Consider the following 22,048-nt stretch of genomic DNA (forward strand, 5'->3'; position numbering starts at 1 on the left):
GCCCTGTGAAGTGGTGCAGCCGGAGTGAGATCAGTGTGGGAGCACGCCCGCTCCCACAGTTGATCCCATTTCAATCGAAAAAATGTCTGTTGTTATCGTTCATGGACATAAGTCCCCGGCGCCGCTTCCGCTGCGGCGTACGTATTGTTACCTAATGTGGTAGGCGCTTTCTTCAACTTGCCCGCCCGCTCCGCCTGCCACGCCTGCCAGTGCAGCCACCACGAATCCGTGTGCTTGGTCGCATTCTCCTGCCACTCAAGCGGTTTGCCCGCCAGGCTGTCGCTGGTCTGGTAGCGTGCCTTGGGGTTGCCCGGCGGGTTGAGGATGCTCTGGATGTGCCCGCTGCTGGACAATACAAACTCCACCTTGCCACCAAACAACTGCGCTGACTTGTAGCAGGATTGCCACGGCGTGATGTGGTCGTTGGTGCCGGCCAATGAGTAGATATCGGCGGTGACTCGCTTGAGGTCGATGGGGGTGCCGCACACTTCCAGGGCATTGGCACGCACCAGCGGGTTGTTTTTGAACAACTCGATCAGGTCGCCGTGGAAGGCGGCCGGCAGGCGCGTGGTGTCGTTGTTCCAGAACAGGATGTCGAACACCGGGGGCTCGTTGCCCAGCAGGTAGTTATTGACCCAGTAGTTCCAGATCAAGTCGTTGGGGCGCATCCAGGCAAACACCTTGGCCATGTCGCGACCTTCGAGCACGCCCGCCTGGTAGGAATGGCGCTTGGCCGCTTCCAGGGTCTGTTCGTCGACGAACAGCGCCACCTGGGTGTCCAGGGTGGTGTCCAGCACACTCACCAGCAGGGTCAGGGCGTTGACCTTTTTCTCCCCCAGCGCCGCGTAGTGGCCCAGCAGAGCGGTGCAGGTGATGCCGCCGGAGCAAGCGCCGAGCATGTTCACATCTTTGCTGCCGGTAATCGCCGTGACCACGTCGACCGCTTCCTTGAGCGCTTCGATATAAGTCGACAGGCCCCATTCGCGCTGGGCCTTGGTCGGGTTGCGCCAACTGACGATGAATGTCTGCTGGCCATTGCGCAGGCAGAAGCGCGCCAGGCTCTTCTCCGGGCTCAGGTCGAATACGTAGAATTTGTTGATCTGTGGCGGTACCACCAGCAGTGGGCGTTCGTGCACTTGCTCGGTGATCGGCTTGTACTGGATCAGCTCCAGCACGTCGTTGCGAAACACCACCGCGCCTTCGGTGGTACCCAGGGTCTTGCCCACTTCAAAGGCGCCCATGTTGACCTGGCTCGGCATGCCGCCGTTGTGCACCATGTCCTTGGCCAAGTGTGACAGGCCATCGAGCAGGCTCTTGCCGCCGGTCTCAAAGAAACGTTTGACCGCCGCCGGGTTGGCCGCGCTGTTGGTGGGGGCCATGGCCTCGGTCATCAGGCTGATCACGAAGTGGCCACGGCTGATGTCCTGTTCCGACAAGTTGCTGTCGCCGATCCAGTCGTGCAGTTCCTTGCGCCACGCCAGGTAGGTTTGCAGGTAGCGCTTGTAGAGCGGGTTCTGGCTCCAGGCCGGGTCGTTGAAGCGACGGTCATCGCCGTCCGGCACCAGCGCGGATTTGCCGAACATTACATTCTTCAGTTCGACGCCAAAGTGGGCGACGTGCTTGACGCTGTGCAACGGTTGCTTGATGGCTTGGGTCAGCACCATCTTCGCCGAGGCGAGTAAATCCTTTTTGCGTAACGCGATGATCGGGTTGAGCCCCAGGGTGTTTTCCGAGGCCTGGCGTTTCAAGTCATCGTTATTCTTGTTACTCATCTACGACGCTCCATTGTCCGAAAGACGAGTACCGGGTACCGGGTACCGTTGCGCACCAAGTTTCGATACACAACACAAGCCTGGTACTGCGACTCGGGTGACCGTTGATACCGCATCGTCAAATGCAGGGAACTTGCCAGTTCCATTGGTTACCCGAGTTTAATTTTTTTCGCAAGCGGGCCAATCGTTGACCACGAGAGAGGGCATTCAAGCAGATGAAATTAGAAAATGCCCTCTAAAGAGCGAGAGGCCTGGGCTAGAGCATTAGCCGCACGACCGACTCACTCGGATCGCGAGTCTTGCCGGCTGCTTTGAGCTCGGCCAGGTAATCAGCCCACAGCGCGTCCTGACGCACGGCCAACTGATAGAGGTAGTCCCAGGTGAACAGTCCGCTGTCATGCCCGTCGTCGAAGGTCAATTTCAGTGCGTACTGGCCGGCCGGTTCAACCTGGGTCAACCGCACGTTGAGCTTGCCGAATTGCAGGATGGGTTTGCCGTGGCCCTGGACCTCGGCGGACGGCGAGTGGGTGCGCAGCAGTTCGGCGGGAAGTTGGTACACCTCGTCGGGCCCGTAGGTAAGGCCGAGGGTATTGGAGGTTTTGTGCAGGTTTACAGCGGTGGGGAATTTGGACATTGATAATAATCCTGAAGAAACCGGCTCAAAAATGTGGGAGCTGGCTTGCCTGCGATAGCGGTGTTGAATTCACCCTAGCTATTGCCGTCAAGCCAGCTCCCACATTAAAGCAAAGCGGTCCTGTGTGAGGCTTACAGGATATAACGAGACAGATCTTCGTTCTGCGCCAATTCGCCCAAGTGGCTGTTGACGTAATCAGCGTCGATCTTGATCACTTCGCCATTTTGCGCCCCGGCCAGGTCGCCAGCACTGAAGGACACTTCCTCCAGCAAACGCTCCAGCAGGGTGTGCAGGCGACGCGCACCGATGTTTTCGGTCTTCTCGTTGACCTGCCAGGCGATCTCCGCCAGGCGCTTGATGCCGTCCGGTTGGAATTCGATGCCCAAGCCTTCGGTTTTCAACAGCTCACGGTACTGCTCGGTGAGCGAGGCATGCGGTTCGCTGAGAATGCGCTCGAAATCGCCTGGGGTGAGCGCCTTGAGCTCCACGCGAATCGGCAGGCGGCCTTGCAGCTCCGGCACCAGGTCGCTTGGCTTGCTCAGGTGGAACGCACCGGAGGCGATAAACAGGATGTGGTCGGTCTTGACCATGCCCAACTTGGTGTTCACGGTGCAGCCTTCGATCAGCGGCAGCAGATCGCGCTGTACGCCCTCACGGGACACGTCGACGCCACCGGAGTTGCCGCGCTTGGCCACCTTGTCGATCTCGTCGATAAACACGATGCCGTGCTGCTCGACCGCTTCCAGTGCCTTGGCCTTGAGTTCTTCCTCGTTGACCAGGCGCCCGGCTTCTTCGTCGCGCACCAGTTTCAGCGCTTCCTTCACCTTGAGCTTGCGGCTTTTCTTCTTGCCCTTGCCCATGTTGGCGAACAGGTTCTGCAGCTGGCTGGTCATTTCTTCCATGCCAGGCGGTGCGGAAATATCGACGCCGGAGACTTCGGCGACTTCGATCTCGATTTCCTTGTCGTCCAACTGGCCTTCACGCAGGCGCTTGCGGAACAGCTGGCGGGTGTTGGAGTCCGAGGCCGGCGCGGCGTCTTCGTTGAAGCCCATGCGAGCCGGTGGCAGCAGGGCATCGAGGATACGTTCCTCGGCGGCGTCTTCGGCGCGGTGGCTGACCTTGGTCATTTCCTGTTCGCGCAGCAGCTTCAGGGCGGCGTCGGCCAGGTCACGAATGATCGACTCGACATCGCGGCCCACGTAGCCGACTTCGGTGAACTTGGTGGCTTCGACCTTGATGAACGGCGCGTTGGCCAGCTTGGCCAGGCGACGGGCGATTTCGGTTTTACCGACACCGGTCGGACCGATCATCAGGATGTTCTTCGGCGTTACTTCAACGCGCAGTTCTTCCGGCAGTTGCATCCGGCGCCAGCGGTTACGCAACGCAATGGCAACGGCGCGCTTGGCATCGTCCTGGCCGATGATATGGCGGTTGAGTTCATGGACGATTTCGCGGGGAGTCATGGACATAGTGTTTGGCGGCCTCAAGCGGGAATAAGCCTATGGCTTACTCGGCGAGGTCCTGCTCCTCAATGGTCTGGTTATGGTTGGTGAACACGCAGATATCACCGGCGATGCCCAAGGCGGTCTCGACGATTTCGCGGGCCGACAGGTCGGTCTTCTTCAACAGTGCGCTGGCTGCCGCCTGGGCGTAGCCACCGCCGGAACCCATGGCGATCAGGCCATGCTCAGGCTCAACCACATCGCCGTTGCCGGTGATGATCAGGGAAGCGTCTTTGTTGGCGACGGCCAGCATGGCTTCCAGGCGGCTGAGGGAGCGGTCGGTGCGCCATTCTTTGGCTAGTTCGACCGCGGCGCGCACGAGGTGGCCCTGATGTTTCTCAAGCTGGCCTTCGAAGCGCTCGAAGAGGGTGAAAGCGTCGGCGGTGGCGCCGGCAAAGCCTGCGAGAACCTGGCCGTGGTACAGGCGACGCACTTTCTTGGCGTTGCCTTTCATCACGGTATTACCCAGGGAAACCTGGCCGTCGCCGCCCATGACGACTTTGCCGTGGCGACGTACTGAAACGATGGTGGTCAAGGGGAGAGTCTCCACGCAGCGGGGCGAAAATGCCCTGATGGAAACTGATATGGGGATGGTGAGGGGGATTTCAACCGTAGGACGGGGGGGCGGACGAGTGGCGATTGTGTGCCGGGCTCGATTTTGAGCACGAACAAAATCAAATGTGGGAGCGTGCTTGCCCGCGAAAGCGGAATATCAGTCAAGGAATCTGGCGACTGATGGACCGCATTCGCGGGCAAGCCCGCTCCCACATGGGTTCCTCTGTGTTCGCTGAATCAGCGGCTCTGGCGTTGTTGTAACAACAGGTTGCTAAAGCCCGCGCCGGCCAATTGTTTCTGCGCCACGGTCAGCTGTTCGCGGTTGCTGAACGGCCCCACCAGCACGCGGTACCACGTCGCATCCTTCACGGTGCCGGACTCTACCGTCACCGACTGGCCCAGCAGGATGATCTGCGCACGCACGCGATCGGCATCTGCCTGTTTCGGGAACGAGCCCGCTTGCAGGAAGAACTTGGTCACCGGTGCTGCCTTGGTTTCGGCAACCGGCGGTGCTGGCGGCGGGGTAATCCCGGCCAGCGCGGCCTGGGCTCGCGCCGTGTCGATTTTCGCCGCCTCTGCAGGCGTGACTGGTGTGGTCGGCACCTGTGGTGTCGGCAGGGTTTTCTCCGGCACGGCATCGGGCGGCACGATCACTTCCGATTCTGGCAGCAACGTATAGAAGTCGTATTTCGGCTTCACCGGGGCGGTCGGGCTCGGCGCAGTCTTGTTGGCTTCGGCCATCTTCGTGGCCTTCTGCTGTTCTTGCTTGACCCGTTTGACGTCATCGCCCTGGCCTGGATCCAGTTTCATCAGGAACACGATAAACGCGCCGACGGTGAGGCCGATGGCCATCCACAACCAGCCCGGAATCGGCTTCTTCGCCGGGGCCTGGTAGCGGCTGGCGCCGCGCTTGGGTGCAGGTTTTTTCTTGGCAGCCAACTTACATACGCTCCAGAGTTTCCAGGCCCAACAATTCCAGGCCTTGCTTGAGGGTCCGTCCAGCCAGTGCGGCGAGGCGCAGGCGGCTTTGCTTCTGGGCTTCGTCGTCGGCGGTCAGGATCGGGCAGTTCTCGTAGAAGCTGGAGAACAGGCCGGCGACTTCGTACAGGTAGGTGCACAGGATGTGCGGCGTGCCTTTCTCGCCGACGCTGTTCAGCACTTCGCCAAATTGCGCCAGCTTGGCGGCCAGCTCTTGCTCGTGCGCAGCCTCCAGGTTGATCTGGCCTTCGACTTCGCTGAAGTCCTTGCCCAGCTTGCGGAACACGCCGGCCACACGGGTGTAGGCGTACAGCAGGTAAGGCGCGGTGTTGCCTTCGAAGTTGAGCATCAGCTCGAAGTTGAAGCTGTAGTCGCTGGTGCGGTGCTTGGACAGGTCGGCGTATTTCACTGCGCCAATGCCCACCACGCGAGCGATGTTGCGCAGGTCGGCCTCGGCCAGTTCCGGGTTCTTTTCCTTCACCAGGTTGTAGGCACGTTCCTGGGCTTCGGTCAGCAGGTCGATCAGCTTCACCGTGCCGCCGTCGCGGGTCTTGAACGGGCGGCCATCGGCGCCGTTCATGGTGCCGAAGCCCATGTGTTCCATGTGCATCGGGTGGGTGACGAAACCGGCGCGGCGCGCCACTTCGAACACCTGCTGGAAGTGCAGGGCCTGGCGCTGGTCGACGAAATACAGCGCGCGATCCGCCTTGAGTACACCGCTGCGGTAGCGCACGGCCGCCAGGTCGGTGGTGGCATACAGGTAGCCGCCATCGGCCTTGACGATGATCACCGGCAGCGGCTCGCCGTCGGCAGTCTTGAACTCTTCGAGGAACACGCATTGCGCGCCATTGCTCTCGACCAGCAGGCCAGCGGCCTTGAGGTCGTTGACCACGTTGATCAAGTCGTCGTTATAGGCGCTTTCGCCCATTACGTCGGCCATGGTCAATTTGACGTTGAGCAGTTCGTAGATTTCCTGGCAGTGCGACAGGGAAATCTCACGGAAACGGCCCCACAGTTCCAGGCATTCCTGATCGCCGGCCTGCAGCTTGACCACCAGGCCACGGGCGCGGTCGGCGAATTCTTCGGACTCGTCGAAGCGCTTCTTGGCGGCGCGGTAGAAGTTTTCCAGGTCCGACAGCTCGTTGCTGGTGATCGGGTTCTCTTGCAGGTAAGCCATCAGCATGCCGAACTGGGTGCCCCAGTCGCCCACGTGGTTCTGACGGATCACGGTGTCGCCAAGGAACTCCAATACGCGCGCCACGCCGTCACCGATGATGGTGGAGCGCAGGTGGCCCACGTGCATCTCTTTAGCCAGGTTGGGTGCCGACAGGTCGATGGCCACGCGCTGCAGCGGGCCGGCCTTGCGCACGCCGATCTTGGCGTCGGCCAAGGCGGCATCCAGGCGGGAAGCCAGGGCCTGGGTGTTCTGGAAGAAGTTGATAAAGCCCGGGCCGGCGATTTCGGCCTTGGTCACACTCTCGTGGGACGGCAGCGCAGCGATGATTTTTTCTGCCAGGTCCCGCGGTTTCATGCCGGCAGGCTTGGACAGCATCATCGCGATGTTGCTGGCGAAGTCGCCGTGGGTCTTGTCGCGGGTGTTTTCCACCTGGATCGCCGGCGTCAGGCCTTCAGGCAACACACCTTCGTTGACGAGTTGGGTGAGGGCTTGTTGGATCAGCTGGCGAATGGTGTCTTTCATGGTGTTCTCTTTCGACCGCAAGCGGCGGCGCGCGATGCGCAGGTGGAAAAACTGGGCATTATCCGTGGCGAGGGCGGGCTTGCCAACCGTTCAGACCAGATGGCGGACCTGCGGGCCTTCGCTGGCAGGACAACTTTCGTCCCTTTCCCTTTGCAGGCGCCGGCAAAGCCGGCGCCTGCAGGGGGCGGGTTAGTATAAATCTACCGGGTCTACGTCCAGCGACCATCGCACTTGCCGGCCGCTGGGCATTTGCTCCAGGGCAAGCAACCAGCTACTTAATAGCCGATGCAGGGGCGCGCGGGAGGTTGCCTGCAAGAGTAGCTGAGCACGATAGCGCCCGGCGCGGCGTTCCATGGGGGCGGGCACCGGGCCAAGCAGTTCGATGCCGCTCAGACCCAGTTCGCCAAGCAAACGTTCGGCGGCGCTGCAGGCTTCATCCAGGAAACCTTCGGCCTGCCCCGGCTTGTGAGCCTCGGCGCGCAGCAAGGCCAAGTGGGAAAACGGCGGCAGGCCGGCGGCGCGGCGTTCGCTCAACGCTTGTTCGGCGAAGGCGAAGTAGCCTTGCTCTGTCAGCTGAATGAGCAGCGGATGGTCGGCCAGGTGCGTCTGGATAATCACCCGGCCTGGTTCCTCGGCGCGGCCCGCGCGGCCAGCGACCTGCACGATCAACTGCGCCATGCGTTCACTGGCGCGAAAGTCCCCAGAGAACAGCCCGCCATCGGCATCCAGGATCGATACCAGCGTTACCCGTGGAAAATGGTGCCCCTTGGCTAGCATTTGCGTGCCGATAAGAATGCACGGCTGGCCTTTCTGGATGGTGGCGAACAGCTGGTTCATCGCGTCCTTGCGCGACGTGCTGTCGCGGTCAACGCGCAGCACCGGAAAATCCGGAAACAGGATGCCCAGGCGCTCTTCGGCCCGCTCGGTGCCTGCGCCTACCGGACGCAGGTCGACTTTGCCGCACTGCGGACAGTGGCGCGGCACGCGTTCCACATGGCCGCAGTGATGGCAGCGCAGTTCGCCGTAGCGCTGGTGCACGGTCATGCGTGCGTCGCAGCGCTCGCATTCGGACATCCAGCCGCAGTCGTGGCACAGCAAGGTCGGTGCAAAGCCGCGGCGATTGAGGAATACCAGCACCTGTTGGCCGGCGGCAAGCGTCTGGCCGATGGCTTGTTGCATCGGCCCGGAAATACCGCTGTCCAGTGGGCGGCTCTTGACGTCCAGGCGCAGGAACCGTGGTTGCTTGGCGCCGCCCGCGCGCTCGTTGAGGCGCAGGAGACCATAACGGCCGGTGTAGGCATTGTGCAGGCTTTCGAGGGATGGCGTGGCCGAGCCCAGCACGATCGGGATGTCTTCCTGGCGTGCGCGTACCAGCGCCAGGTCGCGGGCGTGGTAGCGCAGGCCTTCCTGCTGTTTATAGGAGCCGTCGTGCTCCTCGTCGATGATGATCAACCCAGGGTTTTTCATCGGTGTGAACAGTGCCGAACGCGTGCCGATAATAATGTCGGCCTCGCCGTCCCGCGCGGCCAGCCACGACTCCAGGCGCTCACGGTCGTTGACGGCCGAGTGCACCAGGGCGATGCGTGCGTTGAAGCGCTGTTCGAAGCGCGCCAGCGTCTGCGGGCCCAGGTTGATCTCGGGGATCAGCACCAGGGCCTGTTTGCCGGCTTGCAGGGTCTCGCGGATCAATTGCAAATAGACTTCGGTCTTGCCGCTGCCAGTGACGCCAGCCAGCAGGAACGCGTGGAAACTGTCAAAGCCTGCGCGAATGGCTTCGTACGCGGCGCGTTGCTCAGGGTTCAGCGGCAGTTCCGGCTGGGCCAGCCAGTGTTCGTGGCGAGCGTCAGGCGCGTGCTTGCGGATTTCCACCTGCACCAGTCCCTTGGCCAGCAGCAGGTCGAGGCTGTCTTTGCTCAGCATCAGCTTGCTCAATAGCTGGTGAGCCACGCCATGGGGGTGCTGCGCCAGCGTGGCCAAGGCCTCACGCTGGCGCGGGGCGCGAGCGATGCGCGGGTCGTCGAGACGCGCGCCGGGTACCGTCGACCAGAAACGTTCCTGGCGCGCTTCGGCCAGTTCGCCCTGGCGCAGCAGTACCGGCAATGCCCAGCTCAGGGTATCGCCCAGGCTGTGTTGGTAATACTGGGCAGTCCACAGGCACAGCTTGAACAGTGCCGGCGGCAGCGGTGGGGTGGCATCGAGGATGGCCAGGGCGGGCTTGAGTTTCTCGGCCGGCACTTCGCTGTGGTCAGCGACTTCGACCAGAATGCCGATCATCTCTCGACGCCCGAACGGCACGCGCACGCGCATGCCCGGCTGCAACTGCGCCCGCAGCACGCCAGCCGGGGCCCGGTAATCGAACAGGCGGCGCAGGGGCGAGGGCAGGGCTAGGCGCAAAATGGCGTCGGGCACGCGAGGGGTCTCATATAAAGGCAGGCGGTGGCGCAAGGGCGGGAGCCTAGCAGACAGGGGAGGGCTTGGGTATGCCACGGTTTTCTGATGAAAGGAGGTTTTCAACCGGAAGCGCCGCTTGCGCGATTGAAAAGGTCTGGTAGAATCCGCGGCCTAATTACGTGCGGTATTCGACAATAGTGTCGAGTGGCGGCACGCTAGCCCGAGGAAGTGCCATGAAAGCCGATATCCATCCAGCGTACGAAACCATCGAAGTAACCTGCAGCTGCGGCAACAAGTTCGAAACTCGTTCGAACCTGTGCAAGCCACTGGGTACTGACGTATGCAACGAGTGCCACCCGTTCTACACCGGTAAGCAGAAAACTCTGGACACCGGCGGCCGTGTACAGCGCTTCGCAGATCGCTTTGGTGCTTTCGGCAAGAAGCCTGCTGCTACTCCAGCAGAGTAAGGCTCAAAAGCCTTATGGGCTTTTGCCAGCTGTTGAAAAAGGCGTCCCTTGTGGGCGCCTTTTTTGTGCCTGGCATTTGGCTTTCAGTCGCCCAGGCCGACGTGATCTGCCCTGTGCCGACCGCCCCGGCCCAAGTGGAGGTGCAGCGTGTGGTGGATGGCGATACGGTGCGCCTCACGGATGGCCGCAGCGTGCGGATGATCGGCGTCAATGCACCGGAAACCGGCAAGCGTGGCCGCCCCGACGAGCCTTACGCCGTTGCTGCCCGCCTGCGCTTGCAGGCCTTGGTGGACGCCAGCGACCGTCGCGTCGGCCTGGTAGCAGGGCGCGAGAGCAAGGACCGCTACGGCCGCACCTTGGCCCACCTCTACGGCGCAGATGGAAAGAATCTTGAGGCGCAACTGCTGGCCGAAGGCTTGGGGTTTCAGGTGGGTGTCGCGCCCAATGTCGATCTGGTCGCCTGCCAGCAGGCCGTTGAAAACAGCGCCCGTGACGCGCGGCTGGGCCTGTGGCGGCAATCACCTGTACAGCGCGTGGCGCAGCTCAAGCAGTCCGGCTTTGCGTTGGTCGGCGGCCGGGTCAGCAAGATCGAACGCAATCGCGGTGGGGTCTGGATCGAATTGCACGGCTCACTGGTATTACGCATTGCACCCGCGCTTGTCCCACAATTCGACACGGCATGGCTCAGTGGTCTGCAAGGCATGCCCATCGAGGCCCGTGGGTGGGTGCAGGATCGCGCCCGGCGTGGCGGCCTGAAAAACGGTCAGGCACGTTGGTTGCTACCACTGACCGACCCCAGCATGCTCAAATCGACGCATTAACAAAAAATTGTAGACATTTTTTTAGTCGATTGTGAACAGTTAAGCCCTTGTATCCCGTGGCCTTAGACCAAAGTACGGCACTTTGGGGCCTTGACACCTGTGACTGCCCAGTCTTGTAGGGACTTTGCGACACGCGTATCCTCGGCGGTCCGTCGACCAACAGTAAAAGCGGAATGCCGATATGTCTGATTTGAAAACTGCCGCTCTCGAATATCATGCCCATCCTCGTCCAGGAAAGCTGAGTGTAGAGCTCACCAAGGCCACTGCTACCGCCCGCGACCTGTCGCTGGCCTACAGCCCTGGTGTTGCCGAGCCCGTACGTGAAATCGCCCGCGACCCCGAACTGGCGTACAAGTACACCGGCAAAGGCAACCTGGTTGCAGTGATTTCCGATGGCACCGCGATTCTTGGCCTGGGTAACCTCGGCCCATTGGCTTCCAAGCCAGTCATGGAAGGTAAAGGCGTGCTGTTCAAGCGCTTTGCCGGCATCGACGTTTTCGACATCGAAGTCGACTCCGAAAGCCCGCAGGCTTTCATCGACACGGTCAAGCGCATTTCCATCACCTTCGGTGGCATCAACCTGGAAGACATCAAGGCACCTGAGTGCTTCGAGATCGAAAAGGCCTTGATCGAACAGTGCGACATTCCGGTATTCCACGATGACCAGCACGGCACCGCGATCGTTACCGCGGCCGGCATGATCAACGCCCTGGAAATCGCTGGCAAGACCCTGGCTGACGCACAGATCGTCTGCCTGGGCGCCGGCGCTGCGGCCATCTCCTGCATGAAGTTGCTGGTGAGCATGGGCGCCAAGCTGGAAAACATCTTCATGGTCGACAGCAAGGGCGTGGTCCAGTCCGAGCGTACCGACCTGAACCAGTACAAGGCGATGTTTGCCCACGCGACTGACAAGCGCACCCTGGCTGACGCCCTCGACGGTGCAGACGTGTTCGTCGGCCTGTCCGGCCCGAACCTGCTGAGCGCCGAAGGCCTCAAGTCCATGGCGGCCAACCCGATCGTGTTCGCCTGCTCCAACCCTGATCCAGAGATCTCTCCGGAACTGGCTCACGCCACCCGTAGCGACGTGATCATGGCGACCGGCCGTTCGGACTACCCGAACCAGGTCAACAACGTGCTGGGCTTCCCGTTCATCTTCCGTGGTGCCCTGGACGTTCGCGCCAAGCGCATCAACGAAGAGATGAAAGTAGCGGCCGCCAACGCCCTGCGTGAACTGGCCAAGCTGCCGGTGCCACAGGAAGTGTGCGACGCCTACGGCGGTATCAAGCTGGAATTCGGTCGTGAGTACATCATTCCGAAACCCATGGATAAGCGCCTGATCACCCTGATCTCGGATGCCGTGGCCAAAGCCGCCATCGAGACCGGCGTGGCCACCCTGCCCTATCCGAAGCACTACCCACTGCAAAGTGTGGATGATGTGTTCAACGGCTAAGCCGTTGTAGCGCACCAACAAAAAGCCCCGGCTCTCACGAGTCGGGGCTTTTTGTTGGGGGGCGATAAGCGTCAAGCCTGCGCAGCAGCAACTGTGGGAACGGGCTTGCCCGCTCCCACATTCGGTCTGCGTTAGAACAGGTCGATCGGCGCCGCCTCATCCGCCGGCAGCGGGCTGCCCGGTGCTACGCCATTGCCCAGCTCGTTGACCGATGGCGGCGTGTCTTCGCTCTTGAACAGTTCGAAGTACGCATTCGGCGTGCTTGGCGAGGCGGCGCGGCCGCTGACCGGGTCGATGCGCAGGCTGAGGATGCCTTCCGGTTCCGGCTGCGTATGCGGCGGTTTGTCCTTCAAGGCCGCGCCCATGTAGCTCATCCAGATCGGCAGCGCGACGGTACCGCCGAACTCGCGGCGGCCGAGGCTCTCCGGCTGATCGTAGCCGGTCCACACGGTGGTCACGTAGTCGGCGTTGTAGCCAGAGAACCAGGCATCCTTGGACTCGTTGGTAGTACCGGTCTTGCCGGCGATGTCCGGACGGTTCAGCGCCAGTGCGCGGCGGCCGGTACCTTTCTTGATCACGTCTTCCAGGATGCTGTTGAGAATATAAGTGGTACGGCCGTCGACAATGCGCTCGGCAACCGCGGGCGCCTGGGGCTCGGCCGGGGTGGTATTGGCGGCCGGCGTGGTGCCTGGGGTCGGCTCGATGGTGATGCCGCCATTGCTCGGCGCCGCCAGGCCATCGGTCGCCGCCACGCCATTCACCACATCACCCGGCACGCGTGGCGGGTTGGCGGTGAACAGGGTGTCGCCGTTGCGGCTTTCGATCTTGTCGATCAGGTACGGCGCGATCTTGTAGCCGCCATTGGCAAAGGTGCTCCAGCCCGTGGCGATTTCCATCGGCGTGAGGGTCGCGGTGCCCAGGGCCAGGGACAGGTTTGGCGGCAGGTCCGATTTGGCGAACCCGAAGCGCGTCATGTAATCGATGGTCTTGCCGACGCCCATCGCCTGCAGCAGGCGAATCGACACCAGGTTGCGCGATTTATACAGCGCCTCGCGGATACGGATCGGGCCGAGGAAGGTGTTGGTATCGTTCTTCGGGCGCCAGACCTTGTCCAGGTACTCGTCCACAAACACGATCGGTGCATCGTTGACCAGGCTGGCGGCGGTGTAGCCGTTGTCCAGCGCAGCGCTGTAGATGAACGGCTTGAAGCTCGAGCCTGGTTGGCGCTTGGCCTGGGTGGCACGGTTGTAATTGCTCTGTTCGAACGCGAAGCCGCCAACCAGGGCGCGGATCGCACCGTTCTGCGGGTCCAGCGACACCAGTGCACCTTGGGCCAGCGGCACCTGGCTGAATTTGAGGCTGTCGTCTTTCTGGCGTTGCACGCGGATCAAATCACCCACCTGCGCGACGTCCGATGGCTGCTTGGGCATCGCCCCCATGCTGTTGGTGTTCAGGAACGGCCGCGCCCATTTCATGCTGTCCCACGCCACATGGGCTTCGCCGGTGCGGGTCAGCACCTGCAGGCCGTCTTTCTTCACTTGGGTAACGATGGCAGGTTCCAGGCCGCTGATCGGGCGTTGCTTGCTCAGCTCGGTGGTCCAGGCGCTCAGCGTCTTGCCCGGCAGGCGCGATTCAGGGCCTCGGTAGCCATGGCGCTGGTCGTAGGTGATCAGGCCGGAGTGCACCGAGGTATTGGCGATTTCCTGCAGGTCGCTCGGCACGGTGGTGGTCACGCGGAAACCTTCGGTATAGGCCTCGCTGCCGTAGCGGCCGACCATCTCGGCACGCGCCATTTCGGCGATATAGGGTGCGTTCACTTCCGGCGTCGGCACGTGGTAGCTGGCGTTCAGGGGTTCGGCGATAGCGCTTTCGTAAGCGGTCTGGTCGATCTTGCCCAGCTTGTACATGCGCCCCAGGATCCAGTCGCGGCGTTCTTTGCTGCGCGCCGGGTTGGCCAGGGGGTTGAAGCGTGAAGGGGCTTTTGGCAGGCCGGCGATCATGGCCATCTGCGCCAGGCTGGCGTCACGGATGGACTTGCCGTAATAGACCTGAGAGGCCGCTTCGATCCCGTATGCGCGGTTGCCCAGGTAGATCTTGTTGACGTACAGCTCGAGGATCTCGTCCTTGGTCAACTGGCGCTCGATCTGCAGGGCCAGGAGGATTTCAGTGGCCTTGCGCGAAAAGCTGCGTTCGCTGGTGAGGAAGAAGTTCTTCGCCACCTGCATGGTGATGGTGCTGCCGCCGGATTGAATGTGTCCGCTTTTTACCAATTGAGTGGCTGCACGCACCAGGCTGCTGGGGTCGACGCCATAGTGGTTGGCAAAATTATCGTCTTCGGCCGAGAGCAGGGCACTGATGAAATTGGGTGGAATATCGGCAAAACGGATCGGTGTGCGGCGCATTTCGCCGAACTCCGCGATCAGTTTTTCATCGCTGCTGTAGACCCGCAAAGGAATCTGCAACTGGATACTTCTGAGGGCCTCTACCGAGGGCAAACCCGGACTAAGGTAGAGGTAGGCCCCGCTGAGCACGAGCAGCAGCCCGCAAACGATGGCGACAATGGAGTACCCGAAAAACTTCAGCAGACGAATCAAGGCTTTTGGATTTCCAGAGAAAAGAATGGGTTAGGCGTCGGGGCATGCATGGCAAACGATGGATCGACCCGAGCTGCAGATAAAAAGCGGGAAAAAACGCTGGGCATTAAAGCATTTTTCGACTTCGGGCGTCATTCGCACCTGCTCAACAAGTCGACCGAATGCATGGCGCCCAGCGGCAATCAGGCGGTAAGACAGGCAAAGTTTTAGGGAGTTTTATGAGAAAGGGATTTTTCACGCGCAAAGTCGACACGCTGCTGGGCGTCGACATCAATGACACCACCATTCGGCTGGTGCAGCTGGGCTGCTCGGCGTCAGGCTACAACGTCCAGGCCTACGTCACGCAGGCACTGCCTGCGCACACGGTGGTCGACAGCACGCTTCTCGATCTTGATGGCGTGGGGCGCGCGCTGCGCAGTGCGTTATCGCGGTTGTCGACATCGGCCCGAGGCGCTGCCGCTGCCGTGGCTGGGCCCTCGGTGATCACGCGGATGATCGAGATGGAGGCCGGGCTGACTGACGATGAGATGGGCTGGATGATCCAGATGGAGGCAGACCAGTACATTCCCTATCCTCTGGATGATGTGGCCATCGACTTTCAAGTGCGCGGGCCAAGCGCACTGGACCCCGGCCGTATCGAGGTGCTGTTGGCGGCGTGCCTGAAGGAACAGGTCGAAGCCAGGGAGACGGTTTTGGCTCTGGCCGGGTTGGTGCCGAGGGTGGTCGATGTCGAAGCGTTTGCATTGGCGCGCGCTTGCAGTCAGGATTTCGCCAGCTTCACGCCGAGCGATCGAGTCGATGGTGCACAATGGGCCGTGGATGCCCAAGGGATGGGAGTTGCTTGCGGGTTGGCCCTGAGGAGTTTCGCTTGAAGACACGAATCAACCTATTGCCTTGGCGCCAGGCGCTGGCAGAGCGGCGACGCAAGTATTTGCTGGCGGGTTTGCTCGCGTTCGCCTGCGCGGCGCTCGCAGCCGTGTGGCTGGCGGACCAGGTGATCGACCAGGCAATCGACCGGCAGGTGACTCGCAATGACCATCTGGGCAAGGAGATCAACGGCCTGGATTCACGCATCAGGACCATCGATGACCTGCAGGCGCGAAGCCAGCAGTTGGCGCAGCGCATGAAGGTCGTGCAAGACCTGCATGACTCTCGCTCCTCCGGTGCCCAGTTGTTGGACCAGTTGGCGCGCGCCGTGCCAGACGGCGTGCACCTGCATGAAGTGGTGGCGAAGGGTGACACGGTGAGTATCAGCGGCAGCGCAGAGTCCAGCCAGGATATCGCCCAGTTGATGCGCCGCCTCGAGGCGGCGGAAGGTGCCCATTCCACTCGACTGCAACATGTGCGCACAGATGGCGCGCGCGGCAACAACGAATTCCAGCTGATGGTGCGTCAGGGAGAGTCCTCCGAGGCTCAACCTTGAGCCTGCCAAGGCTCGATCTTTCTGCACTCACTCACAACGCTGCAAAATGGCCCCTACCAGGCAAGGCCCTGTTGGGCTGCGCGTTGGCGGGCGCAGTGTTTGTGGTGGGCGACTTCATTTACCTGAGCCCGTCGCGGCAACGGTTGCACGGGGTCGAGGCGCAGGAAGTGGTCCTGCAGCAGCAAGTCGTCGAAAAGGCTTCCCTGGTTGCCAGCCTTGAGGCGCGTGCGCAGCCACTCCAGCTCATGCAGGCCAAGGCCGATGCACTGTTGCAGGCATTGCCGGGTGCGTCCGAGATGCCTGGCTTGCTGGACGACCTCGCGCGCTTGGCACTGGCCAATGGCTTATGGGTAGAAAGCGTCACCCCGCTGGATGAGCAGGCTCGACCGTTCTATCACGAGCAGCCTGTGCAGCTCGGCTTGACGGGGGCTTACCACGACCTGGCAACGTTCCTGAGCGGCCTGGCCGGGCTCGCGCGCATCGCCACGGTGCACGACGTTGCCTTGCGCCGTGATGGCAAACTGCTGCGTCTTGATCTGCTGGCCAAGACCTACTGGCAGGCGCAGCAAGGCGTTGGCCTGGGCGGGCGGGGCTTGCAAGGGCAGGCTTTTGTGTATGACTCCTCCGGTCTGCGCGATCCTTTTCAACGGCTTGCCGTCCAGGTCGAACATTCGCCTGGCCGGCCTGCCCGGGCGCCGGATCTCACCCGATCGCGTGGAGCCCTGGAAGGCCTTGCAATGGACCAGTTCGAAATGGTCGGCACGCTGTCCCGTGGCGTGCGGGCGTTCGTCCTGCTGCGTGCGGCAAACACGGTGTATCGGCTGGCGGTCGGTGACTACCTGGGGCCGGACCATGGACGGGTCACGGCCATCCATGAGCGTCACGTCGAACTGGTCGAGCTGTTCCCCGATGGTCAGGGTGCATGGCTGGAGCGCCCGCGGATCCTGGTGTTAAACGTCAACTCATAACGGAATCAAGCAATGAAAAGGACCTTCTCGTCCTTCGGTGTGGCGCTATGGATAGCGTTTACGGCACCGATGGCTGCTGCTGTACCCAATCGTGTAGACCTGATCCAGTTGCCACCCCCTGGCAACGCCACGTCGAGCGTCTACTCGGGTGACAAGCTCAACCTCAACTTCCAGAGCATCGAGTTGCGCACGGCGTTGCAGCAAATTGCCGACGTGGCAGGCCTCAACCTTGTGGCGAGTGATGAAGTGCAGGGGGCGATCACCCTGCGCCTCAAGGATGTACCCTGGGACCAGGCGCTGGACCTGGTGCTGCAAGCCAAAGGCCTGGATAAGCGGTTGAAAGCCGGCGTATTGCTGGTCGCGCCCGCCGAAGAGTTGGCCGCGCGCGAGCTGCTGACCCTGGAGTCGCGCAAGCAAATGGCCGAATTGGCGCCGTTGCGTCGGGAGCTGTTGCAGGTCAATTACGCCAAGGCGGCGGACCTGGCCAAGTTGTTCCAGTCGGTCACGGGCCTGGAGGGTGTGACCGATGAGCGTGGCTCGGTGGCGGTCGATGATCGCACCAACAACATCATCGCCTACCAGACCGGCGAGCGACTGGAAGAGCTGCGGCGGATCGTGGCGCAGCTGGATATTCCCGTGCGTCAGGTGATGATCGAGGCGCGGATTGTCGAGGCCAATGTCGATTACGACAGAAGCCTGGGTGCGCGCTGGGGTGGGCGACTCAATCGTGGCCACTGGGGCGCTGGCGGCATTGCGAAGCCTTCGCCTGAGGGGGCTGAGCCCTCTGAGAACCCGCCCAGCTCGCCGTTTGTCGACCTGGGGTCGCTGACCGGCACCTCCGGCCTGGGCATCGCCTTTATCACCGACAACCTGCTGCTGGACCTGGAACTCACCGCCATGGAAAAAACCGGCAACGGCGAAATCGTCTCGCAACCCAAGGTCGTCACTTCCGACAAGGAAACCGCACGCATCCTCAAGGGCACCGAGATCCCCTATCAGGAATCCAGCTCCAGCGGCGCCACGTCGGTGTCGTTCAAGGAGGCGTCGCTGTCGCTGGAGGTGACCCCGCAGATCACCCCCGACGATCGCGTGATCATGGAGGTCAAGGTCACCAAGGATGAGCCCGACTACCTGAACAAGCTCAATGACGTGCCGCCGATCAAGAAAAACGAGGTCAACGCCAAGGTGCTGGTCAAGGATGGCGAGACCATCGTCATCGGCGGGGTTTTCTCCAATACCCAAAGCAAAGTGGTAGATAAAGTGCCATTTTTGGGCGATGTGCCGTATCTTGGCCGCCTTTTCCGGCGCGATGTGCTGGCGGAGAAAAAATCCGAGCTGCTGGTATTCCTGACTCCGCGTATTATGAATAACCAGGCGATTGCTGTGAGTCGTTGATTCTGTGCGAAATTTGATTCTTGTAGGACCGATGGGGGCTGGAAAAAGCACCATCGGCCGTTTGCTGGCCAAAGAGCTGCGCCTGCCGTTCAAAGATTCCGACAAGGAAATTGAATTGCGCACGGGTGCCAATATCCCATGGATCTTCGATAAGGAAGGCGAGCTGGGCTTTCGTGACCGTGAGCAGGCGATGATTGCCGAGCTGTGCGGCTGCGATGGCGTGGTGTTGGCAACTGGCGGTGGCGCAGTGATGCGTGATGAAAACCGCCGCGCGCTGCATGCCGGTGGTCGGGTGGTTTATCTGCATGCGTCGGTCGAGCAGCAGGTGGGCCGCACCGCCCGTGATCGCAATCGCCCGTTGCTGCGCACCGCCGACCCGGCAAAGACCTTGCGGGACCTGCTCACGCTGCGCGATCCGCTGTATCGGGAAATCGCCGATCTGGTGGTAGAAACCGATGAGCGGCCACCTCGGATGGTAGTCCTCGACATTCTTGAACGCCTGCAACGGCTGCCACCCCGTTAAAGCCAGGCCCGAAATGCGCTATTCTCGGCGGCGCGCCATTGCCCTCCAGGGTGTGGCGTAGAGCCATCAGGTGATGTCAGGTCTTGGCGTCGCCGGTCGTCACTACATCTTCAACGCGGGGACACATGCAGACACTTAAGGTCGATCTAGGCGAGCGCAGCTACCCGATCCATATTGGCGAGGGTCTGTTGGACCAGCCCGAATTGCTCGCACCGCATATTGCCGGGCGGCAAGTGGCGATCATCTCCAACGAAACGGTCGCGCCGCTGTATCTTGAGCGTCTGAGCCGCAGCCTGGCGGCGTATTCCGTGATCTCCGTGATCCTGCCCGACGGCGAAGCCCACAAGAACTGGGAAACCCTGCAACTGATCTTTGATGGCTTGCTGACTGCACGCCATGACCGCCGCACCACGGTGATCGCCCTGGGCGGCGGTGTGATCGGCGACATGGCCGGCTTCGCAGCGGCCTGTTACCAGCGTGGCGTGGACTTTATCCAGGTGCCGACCACCTTGCTGTCCCAGGTCGATTCGTCGGTGGGCGGCAAGACGGGCATCAACCATCCGCTGGGCAAGAACATGGTGGGCGCGTTCTACCAGCCCCAAGCCGTGCTGATCGACACCGCGACCCTGAACACCTTGCCGCCACGCGAGTTGTCGGCGGGCCTGGCGGAAGTCATCAAGTACGGGTTGATCTGCGACGAACCGTTCCTGGCCTGGCTGGAAGCACACGTCGACGCACTGCGCAAACTCGACCAGGTGGCACTGACCGAAGCCATTTCCCGTTCCTGCGCCGCCAAGGCGCTGGTGGTAAATGCCGACGAACGGGAGTCCGGCGTACGGGCCACCTTGAATCTGGGCCACACCTTCGGGCATGCGATCGAAACGCACATGGGCTATGGTGTGTGGTTGCATGGGGAAGCCGTAGCGGCTGGCACTGTGATGGCATTGGAGATGTCGCAGCGCCTGGGTTGGATCAGCGCTCAAGAGCGTGATCGTGGCATCCGCCTGTTCCAGCGCGCCGGTTTGCCGGTCATTCCGCCTGAGGAGATGACTGAGGCGGACTTCCTCGAACATATGGCGATAGACAAGAAAGTGATCGACGGTCGACTGCGACTGGTGCTGCTGCGCCATATGGGCGAAGCGGTCGTGACCGACGATTATCCGAAAGAGATTTTACAGGCCACGCTGGGAGCGGATTACCGCGCCCTGGCCCAGCTTAAAGGTTAATAAGATCGCGATGACTAGTTTGCATGCCGACGAGGCGTTCCTCGGCCATTACCAGTTGAGCCACGACCCCTTTGCTCCACGGGTGCCTGGTTTCAAATTTTTCCCGGCCCAGCGCAAGCCCGTGCTCGGCCAGTTGCACCACCTCGCACGCTACAGCCAGCTGCTGCTGGTCGTGACCGGGCCGCTGGGCAGCGGTAAAACCCTGTTGCGCCAGGCCTTGGTCGCCAGCACCAACAAGCAATCGGTGCAGAGCGTGGTGGTGTCGGCGCGTGGTGCCGGCGATGCTGCGGGCGTGCTGCGTCAAGTTGCGCAGGCGCTGGACGTGTCCACTGCCGAGCCGAACGCGATCCTCAAGCAGGTCGTACAGCTGGGCCTGACCGGTCAGGAAGTCTACCTGCTGGTAGATGACGCCGAGCAGCTCGACGAATCCGCCCTCGAAGCGCTGCTGGCGCTCGCAGCGGGTACGCCGGAAGGTCGCCCGCACGTGTTCCTGTTCGGTGAGTCGTCGTTGATCGCTGAGCTTGAGCAGATCAGCGGTGAGCAGGAGCTGTTCCACGTCATCGAGTTGCAACCGTACGAAGAGGAAGAAACCCGCGAATACCTGGCTCAACGCCTGGAAGGCGCAGGGGCGGGCATCGAACTTTTCTCCGCACAACAGATCTCTGATATTCACGAAAGCTCCGACGGCTGGCCTGGCACCATCAACCAGGTCGCCCGCGATGCCATGATCGAAGCCATGATTGCCAGCCGCTCTGCGGTCAAGCGTCCAAAGATGGGGTTCACTATGCCTAAGAAACACGTATTGGCTATTTCCGCCGTTGTCGTGGTCGCTGTCGCCGCCGCCTGGTTGATCCCGGGTCGCAGCAAGGCACCGACGACTGCTGGTGCGCCAACCGAACAGGCGCAGTTGCCACTGGGCAAGCCCACGCCAAACGTCGAATTCGCCAACTCTGGCCAACCGACCAACCTGCCGATGGTTGGCCAGCCGGTCATGCGTGGTCCCCTCGCCGAAGAAGCCGGCGGCATCTCCGAAGGTGACGACGGCGTGCCGGTGGAAGGCTCCAGCGCCACACCGCCAACCGTGACCACTACTGCACCTCCAGCAGGCGTGCCAGCGGGCCAGCCCGCTGCCAAGCCGACACCTGCGCCTACGGTGGCCACTGCCAAGCCTGCGCCCGTGACCAAGCCGGTTGCGCCTGCGCCAGCCGCCAAGCCTGCCCCTGCACCGGCTGCCAAACCTGCCGAGAAGCCAGCCGCCACCGTTGCCAAGGCGGGCGCCGCTGGCAGCAGCTGGTACAGCAGCCAGCCTACCGGTAATTTCGTGGTGCAGATACTCGGCACCAGCTCCGAAGCCAACGCCCAGGCGTTCGTGAAAGAGCAGGGCGGCGAGTACCGTTATTTCAAGAAAGTGCTCAACGGCAAGCCTCTCTACGTGATCACCTACGGCAACTTCTCCAGCCGTGCCGCAGCTGATTCTGCGATCAAAACCTTGCCAGCGAAGGTCCAGGCTGGTAAACCTTGGCCACGCACTGTTGCCAGCGTTCAACAAGAACTCGCAACAACTCGCTGAAGATCCGGCGGCCTTACCCAGGCCGCCCTCCCGGCACCTCAAAAAACTACAACAGCGTGCAGCCCTGAAGGCCGCGCGCT

Annotated in this window: 17 protein-coding genes and 1 pseudogene; 10 read left to right on the top strand and 8 right to left on the bottom strand. The window is 61.7% G+C overall.

Going from position 1 to position 22,048, the window contains the following annotated elements:
• Positions 1-92: 92 nt before the first annotated feature.
• From phaC to ATH90_RS02135, 7 genes are all read right to left on the bottom strand, one after another.
• A complete protein-coding gene (phaC, locus tag ATH90_RS02105) occupies positions 93-1,772 on the bottom strand; it encodes a class II poly(R)-hydroxyalkanoic acid synthase (RefSeq protein WP_098465619.1) in 1,680 nt (559 codons plus the stop codon).
• 256 nt (positions 1,773-2,028) lie between these two features.
• A complete protein-coding gene (locus ATH90_RS02110) occupies positions 2,029-2,406 on the bottom strand; it encodes a gamma-butyrobetaine hydroxylase family protein (RefSeq protein WP_034105929.1) in 378 nt (125 codons plus the stop codon).
• A gap of 131 nt (positions 2,407-2,537) precedes the next feature.
• A complete protein-coding gene (gene hslU, locus ATH90_RS02115) occupies positions 2,538-3,875 on the bottom strand; it encodes an ATP-dependent protease ATPase subunit HslU (RefSeq protein WP_012721807.1) in 1,338 nt (445 codons plus the stop codon).
• Between the two features lie 37 nt (positions 3,876-3,912).
• Complete coding sequence (gene hslV / locus ATH90_RS02120; RefSeq protein WP_003171209.1) at positions 3,913-4,443, bottom strand: ATP-dependent protease subunit HslV; 531 nt, start codon at positions 4,441-4,443, stop codon at positions 3,913-3,915.
• 257 nt (positions 4,444-4,700) lie between these two features.
• Positions 4,701-5,402 (bottom strand): SPOR domain-containing protein, encoded by a 702-nt coding sequence (locus tag ATH90_RS02125; protein ID WP_034105926.1) that lies wholly within the window; start codon positions 5,400-5,402, stop codon positions 4,701-4,703.
• Position 5,403: 1 nt separating this feature from the next.
• Entirely contained in the window at positions 5,404-7,140 is a 1,737-nt protein-coding gene (gene argS / locus ATH90_RS02130) for an arginine--tRNA ligase (protein ID WP_034105924.1), read from the bottom strand.
• Between the two features lie 189 nt (positions 7,141-7,329).
• Positions 7,330-9,549 (bottom strand): primosomal protein N', encoded by a 2,220-nt coding sequence (locus ATH90_RS02135; protein WP_098465620.1) that lies wholly within the window; start codon positions 9,547-9,549, stop codon positions 7,330-7,332.
• 215 nt (positions 9,550-9,764) lie between these two features.
• On the opposite strand from ATH90_RS02135, the gene rpmE reads away from it, so the two are divergent.
• The 3 genes from rpmE to ATH90_RS02150 all read left to right on the top strand — a co-directional run bounded on the left by rpmE (position 9,765) and on the right by ATH90_RS02150 (position 12,269).
• Positions 9,765-9,998, top strand: coding sequence for a 50S ribosomal protein L31 (rpmE, locus tag ATH90_RS02140; RefSeq protein WP_005784030.1), 234 nt, complete (start codon positions 9,765-9,767; stop codon positions 9,996-9,998).
• 14 nt (positions 9,999-10,012) lie between these two features.
• Positions 10,013-10,819: a thermonuclease family protein gene (locus tag ATH90_RS02145; protein WP_098465621.1), complete on the top strand. Its 807-nt coding sequence runs from the start codon at positions 10,013-10,015 to the stop codon at positions 10,817-10,819.
• Between the two features lie 181 nt (positions 10,820-11,000).
• Positions 11,001-12,269 (top strand): malic enzyme-like NAD(P)-binding protein, encoded by a 1,269-nt coding sequence (locus ATH90_RS02150; RefSeq protein WP_016979185.1) that lies wholly within the window; start codon positions 11,001-11,003, stop codon positions 12,267-12,269.
• Between the two features lie 131 nt (positions 12,270-12,400).
• Here the strand turns inward: ATH90_RS02150 and ATH90_RS02155 are convergent, their stop codons facing one another.
• Entirely contained in the window at positions 12,401-14,860 is a 2,460-nt protein-coding gene (locus ATH90_RS02155) for a penicillin-binding protein 1A (RefSeq protein ID WP_420884283.1), read from the bottom strand.
• A gap of 221 nt (positions 14,861-15,081) precedes the next feature.
• On the opposite strand from ATH90_RS02155, the gene pilM reads away from it, so the two are divergent.
• The 7 genes and pseudogenes from pilM to ATH90_RS02190 all read left to right on the top strand — a co-directional run bounded on the left by pilM (position 15,082) and on the right by ATH90_RS02190 (position 21,968).
• Positions 15,082-15,735 (top strand): type IV pilus biogenesis protein PilM, encoded by a 654-nt coding sequence (gene pilM, locus ATH90_RS02160; RefSeq protein ID WP_034105914.1) that lies wholly within the window; start codon positions 15,082-15,084, stop codon positions 15,733-15,735.
• Entirely contained in the window at positions 15,732-16,286 is a 555-nt protein-coding gene (locus ATH90_RS02165; protein ID WP_098465623.1) for a PilN domain-containing protein, read from the top strand. The genes pilM and ATH90_RS02165 overlap by 4 nt, the downstream gene beginning before the upstream one ends.
• Complete coding sequence (locus ATH90_RS02170; protein ID WP_098465624.1) at positions 16,283-17,254, top strand: pilus assembly protein PilP; 972 nt, start codon at positions 16,283-16,285, stop codon at positions 17,252-17,254. The genes ATH90_RS02165 and ATH90_RS02170 overlap by 4 nt, the downstream gene beginning before the upstream one ends.
• Positions 17,255-17,395: 141 nt before the next feature.
• Positions 17,396-18,649, top strand: a pseudogene (locus ATH90_RS02175) (type IV pilus secretin PilQ); the annotation flags it as partial.
• 4 nt (positions 18,650-18,653) lie between these two features.
• On the top strand, positions 18,654-19,172 hold the full coding sequence (gene aroK / locus ATH90_RS02180) for a shikimate kinase AroK (RefSeq protein ID WP_034105907.1): 519 nt from the start codon (positions 18,654-18,656) through the stop codon (positions 19,170-19,172).
• A 125-nt stretch (positions 19,173-19,297) separates the two neighbouring features.
• Positions 19,298-20,398 carry a 3-dehydroquinate synthase gene (gene aroB, locus ATH90_RS02185; protein WP_098465625.1) on the top strand — a complete coding sequence of 367 codons (1,101 nt, stop codon included), beginning with the start codon at positions 19,298-19,300 and terminating at the stop codon, positions 20,396-20,398.
• A 10-nt stretch (positions 20,399-20,408) separates the two neighbouring features.
• Positions 20,409-21,968 carry an SPOR domain-containing protein gene (locus ATH90_RS02190; RefSeq protein ID WP_034105902.1) on the top strand — a complete coding sequence of 520 codons (1,560 nt, stop codon included), beginning with the start codon at positions 20,409-20,411 and terminating at the stop codon, positions 21,966-21,968.
• Positions 21,969-22,048 lie beyond the last annotated feature (80 nt).

Origin of the sequence: Pseudomonas lurida (assembly GCF_002563895.1) — a bacterium.
Lineage (GTDB): Bacteria > Pseudomonadota > Gammaproteobacteria > Pseudomonadales > Pseudomonadaceae > Aquipseudomonas > Aquipseudomonas lurida.

Excerpts from the sequence above, each read along its gene's own strand:
- phaC (WP_098465619.1), bottom strand. The coding sequence starts at position 1,772 with ATGAGTAACAAGAATAACGATGACTTGAAACGCCAGGCCTCGGAAAAC.
- ATH90_RS02110 (WP_034105929.1), bottom strand. The coding sequence starts at position 2,406 with ATGTCCAAATTCCCCACCGCTGTAAACCTGCACAAAACCTCCAATACC.
- hslU (WP_012721807.1), bottom strand. The coding sequence starts at position 3,875 with ATGTCCATGACTCCCCGCGAAATCGTCCATGAACTCAACCGCCATATC.
- argS (WP_034105924.1), bottom strand. The coding sequence starts at position 7,140 with ATGAAAGACACCATTCGCCAGCTGATCCAACAAGCCCTCACCCAACTC.
- rpmE (WP_005784030.1), top strand. The coding sequence starts at position 9,765 with ATGAAAGCCGATATCCATCCAGCGTACGAAACCATCGAAGTAACCTGC.
- ATH90_RS02145 (WP_098465621.1), top strand. The coding sequence starts at position 10,013 with ATGGGCTTTTGCCAGCTGTTGAAAAAGGCGTCCCTTGTGGGCGCCTTT.
- ATH90_RS02150 (WP_016979185.1), top strand. The coding sequence starts at position 11,001 with ATGTCTGATTTGAAAACTGCCGCTCTCGAATATCATGCCCATCCTCGT.
- pilM (WP_034105914.1), top strand. The coding sequence starts at position 15,082 with ATGAGAAAGGGATTTTTCACGCGCAAAGTCGACACGCTGCTGGGCGTC.
- aroB (WP_098465625.1), top strand. The coding sequence starts at position 19,298 with ATGCAGACACTTAAGGTCGATCTAGGCGAGCGCAGCTACCCGATCCAT.
- ATH90_RS02190 (WP_034105902.1), top strand. The coding sequence starts at position 20,409 with ATGACTAGTTTGCATGCCGACGAGGCGTTCCTCGGCCATTACCAGTTG.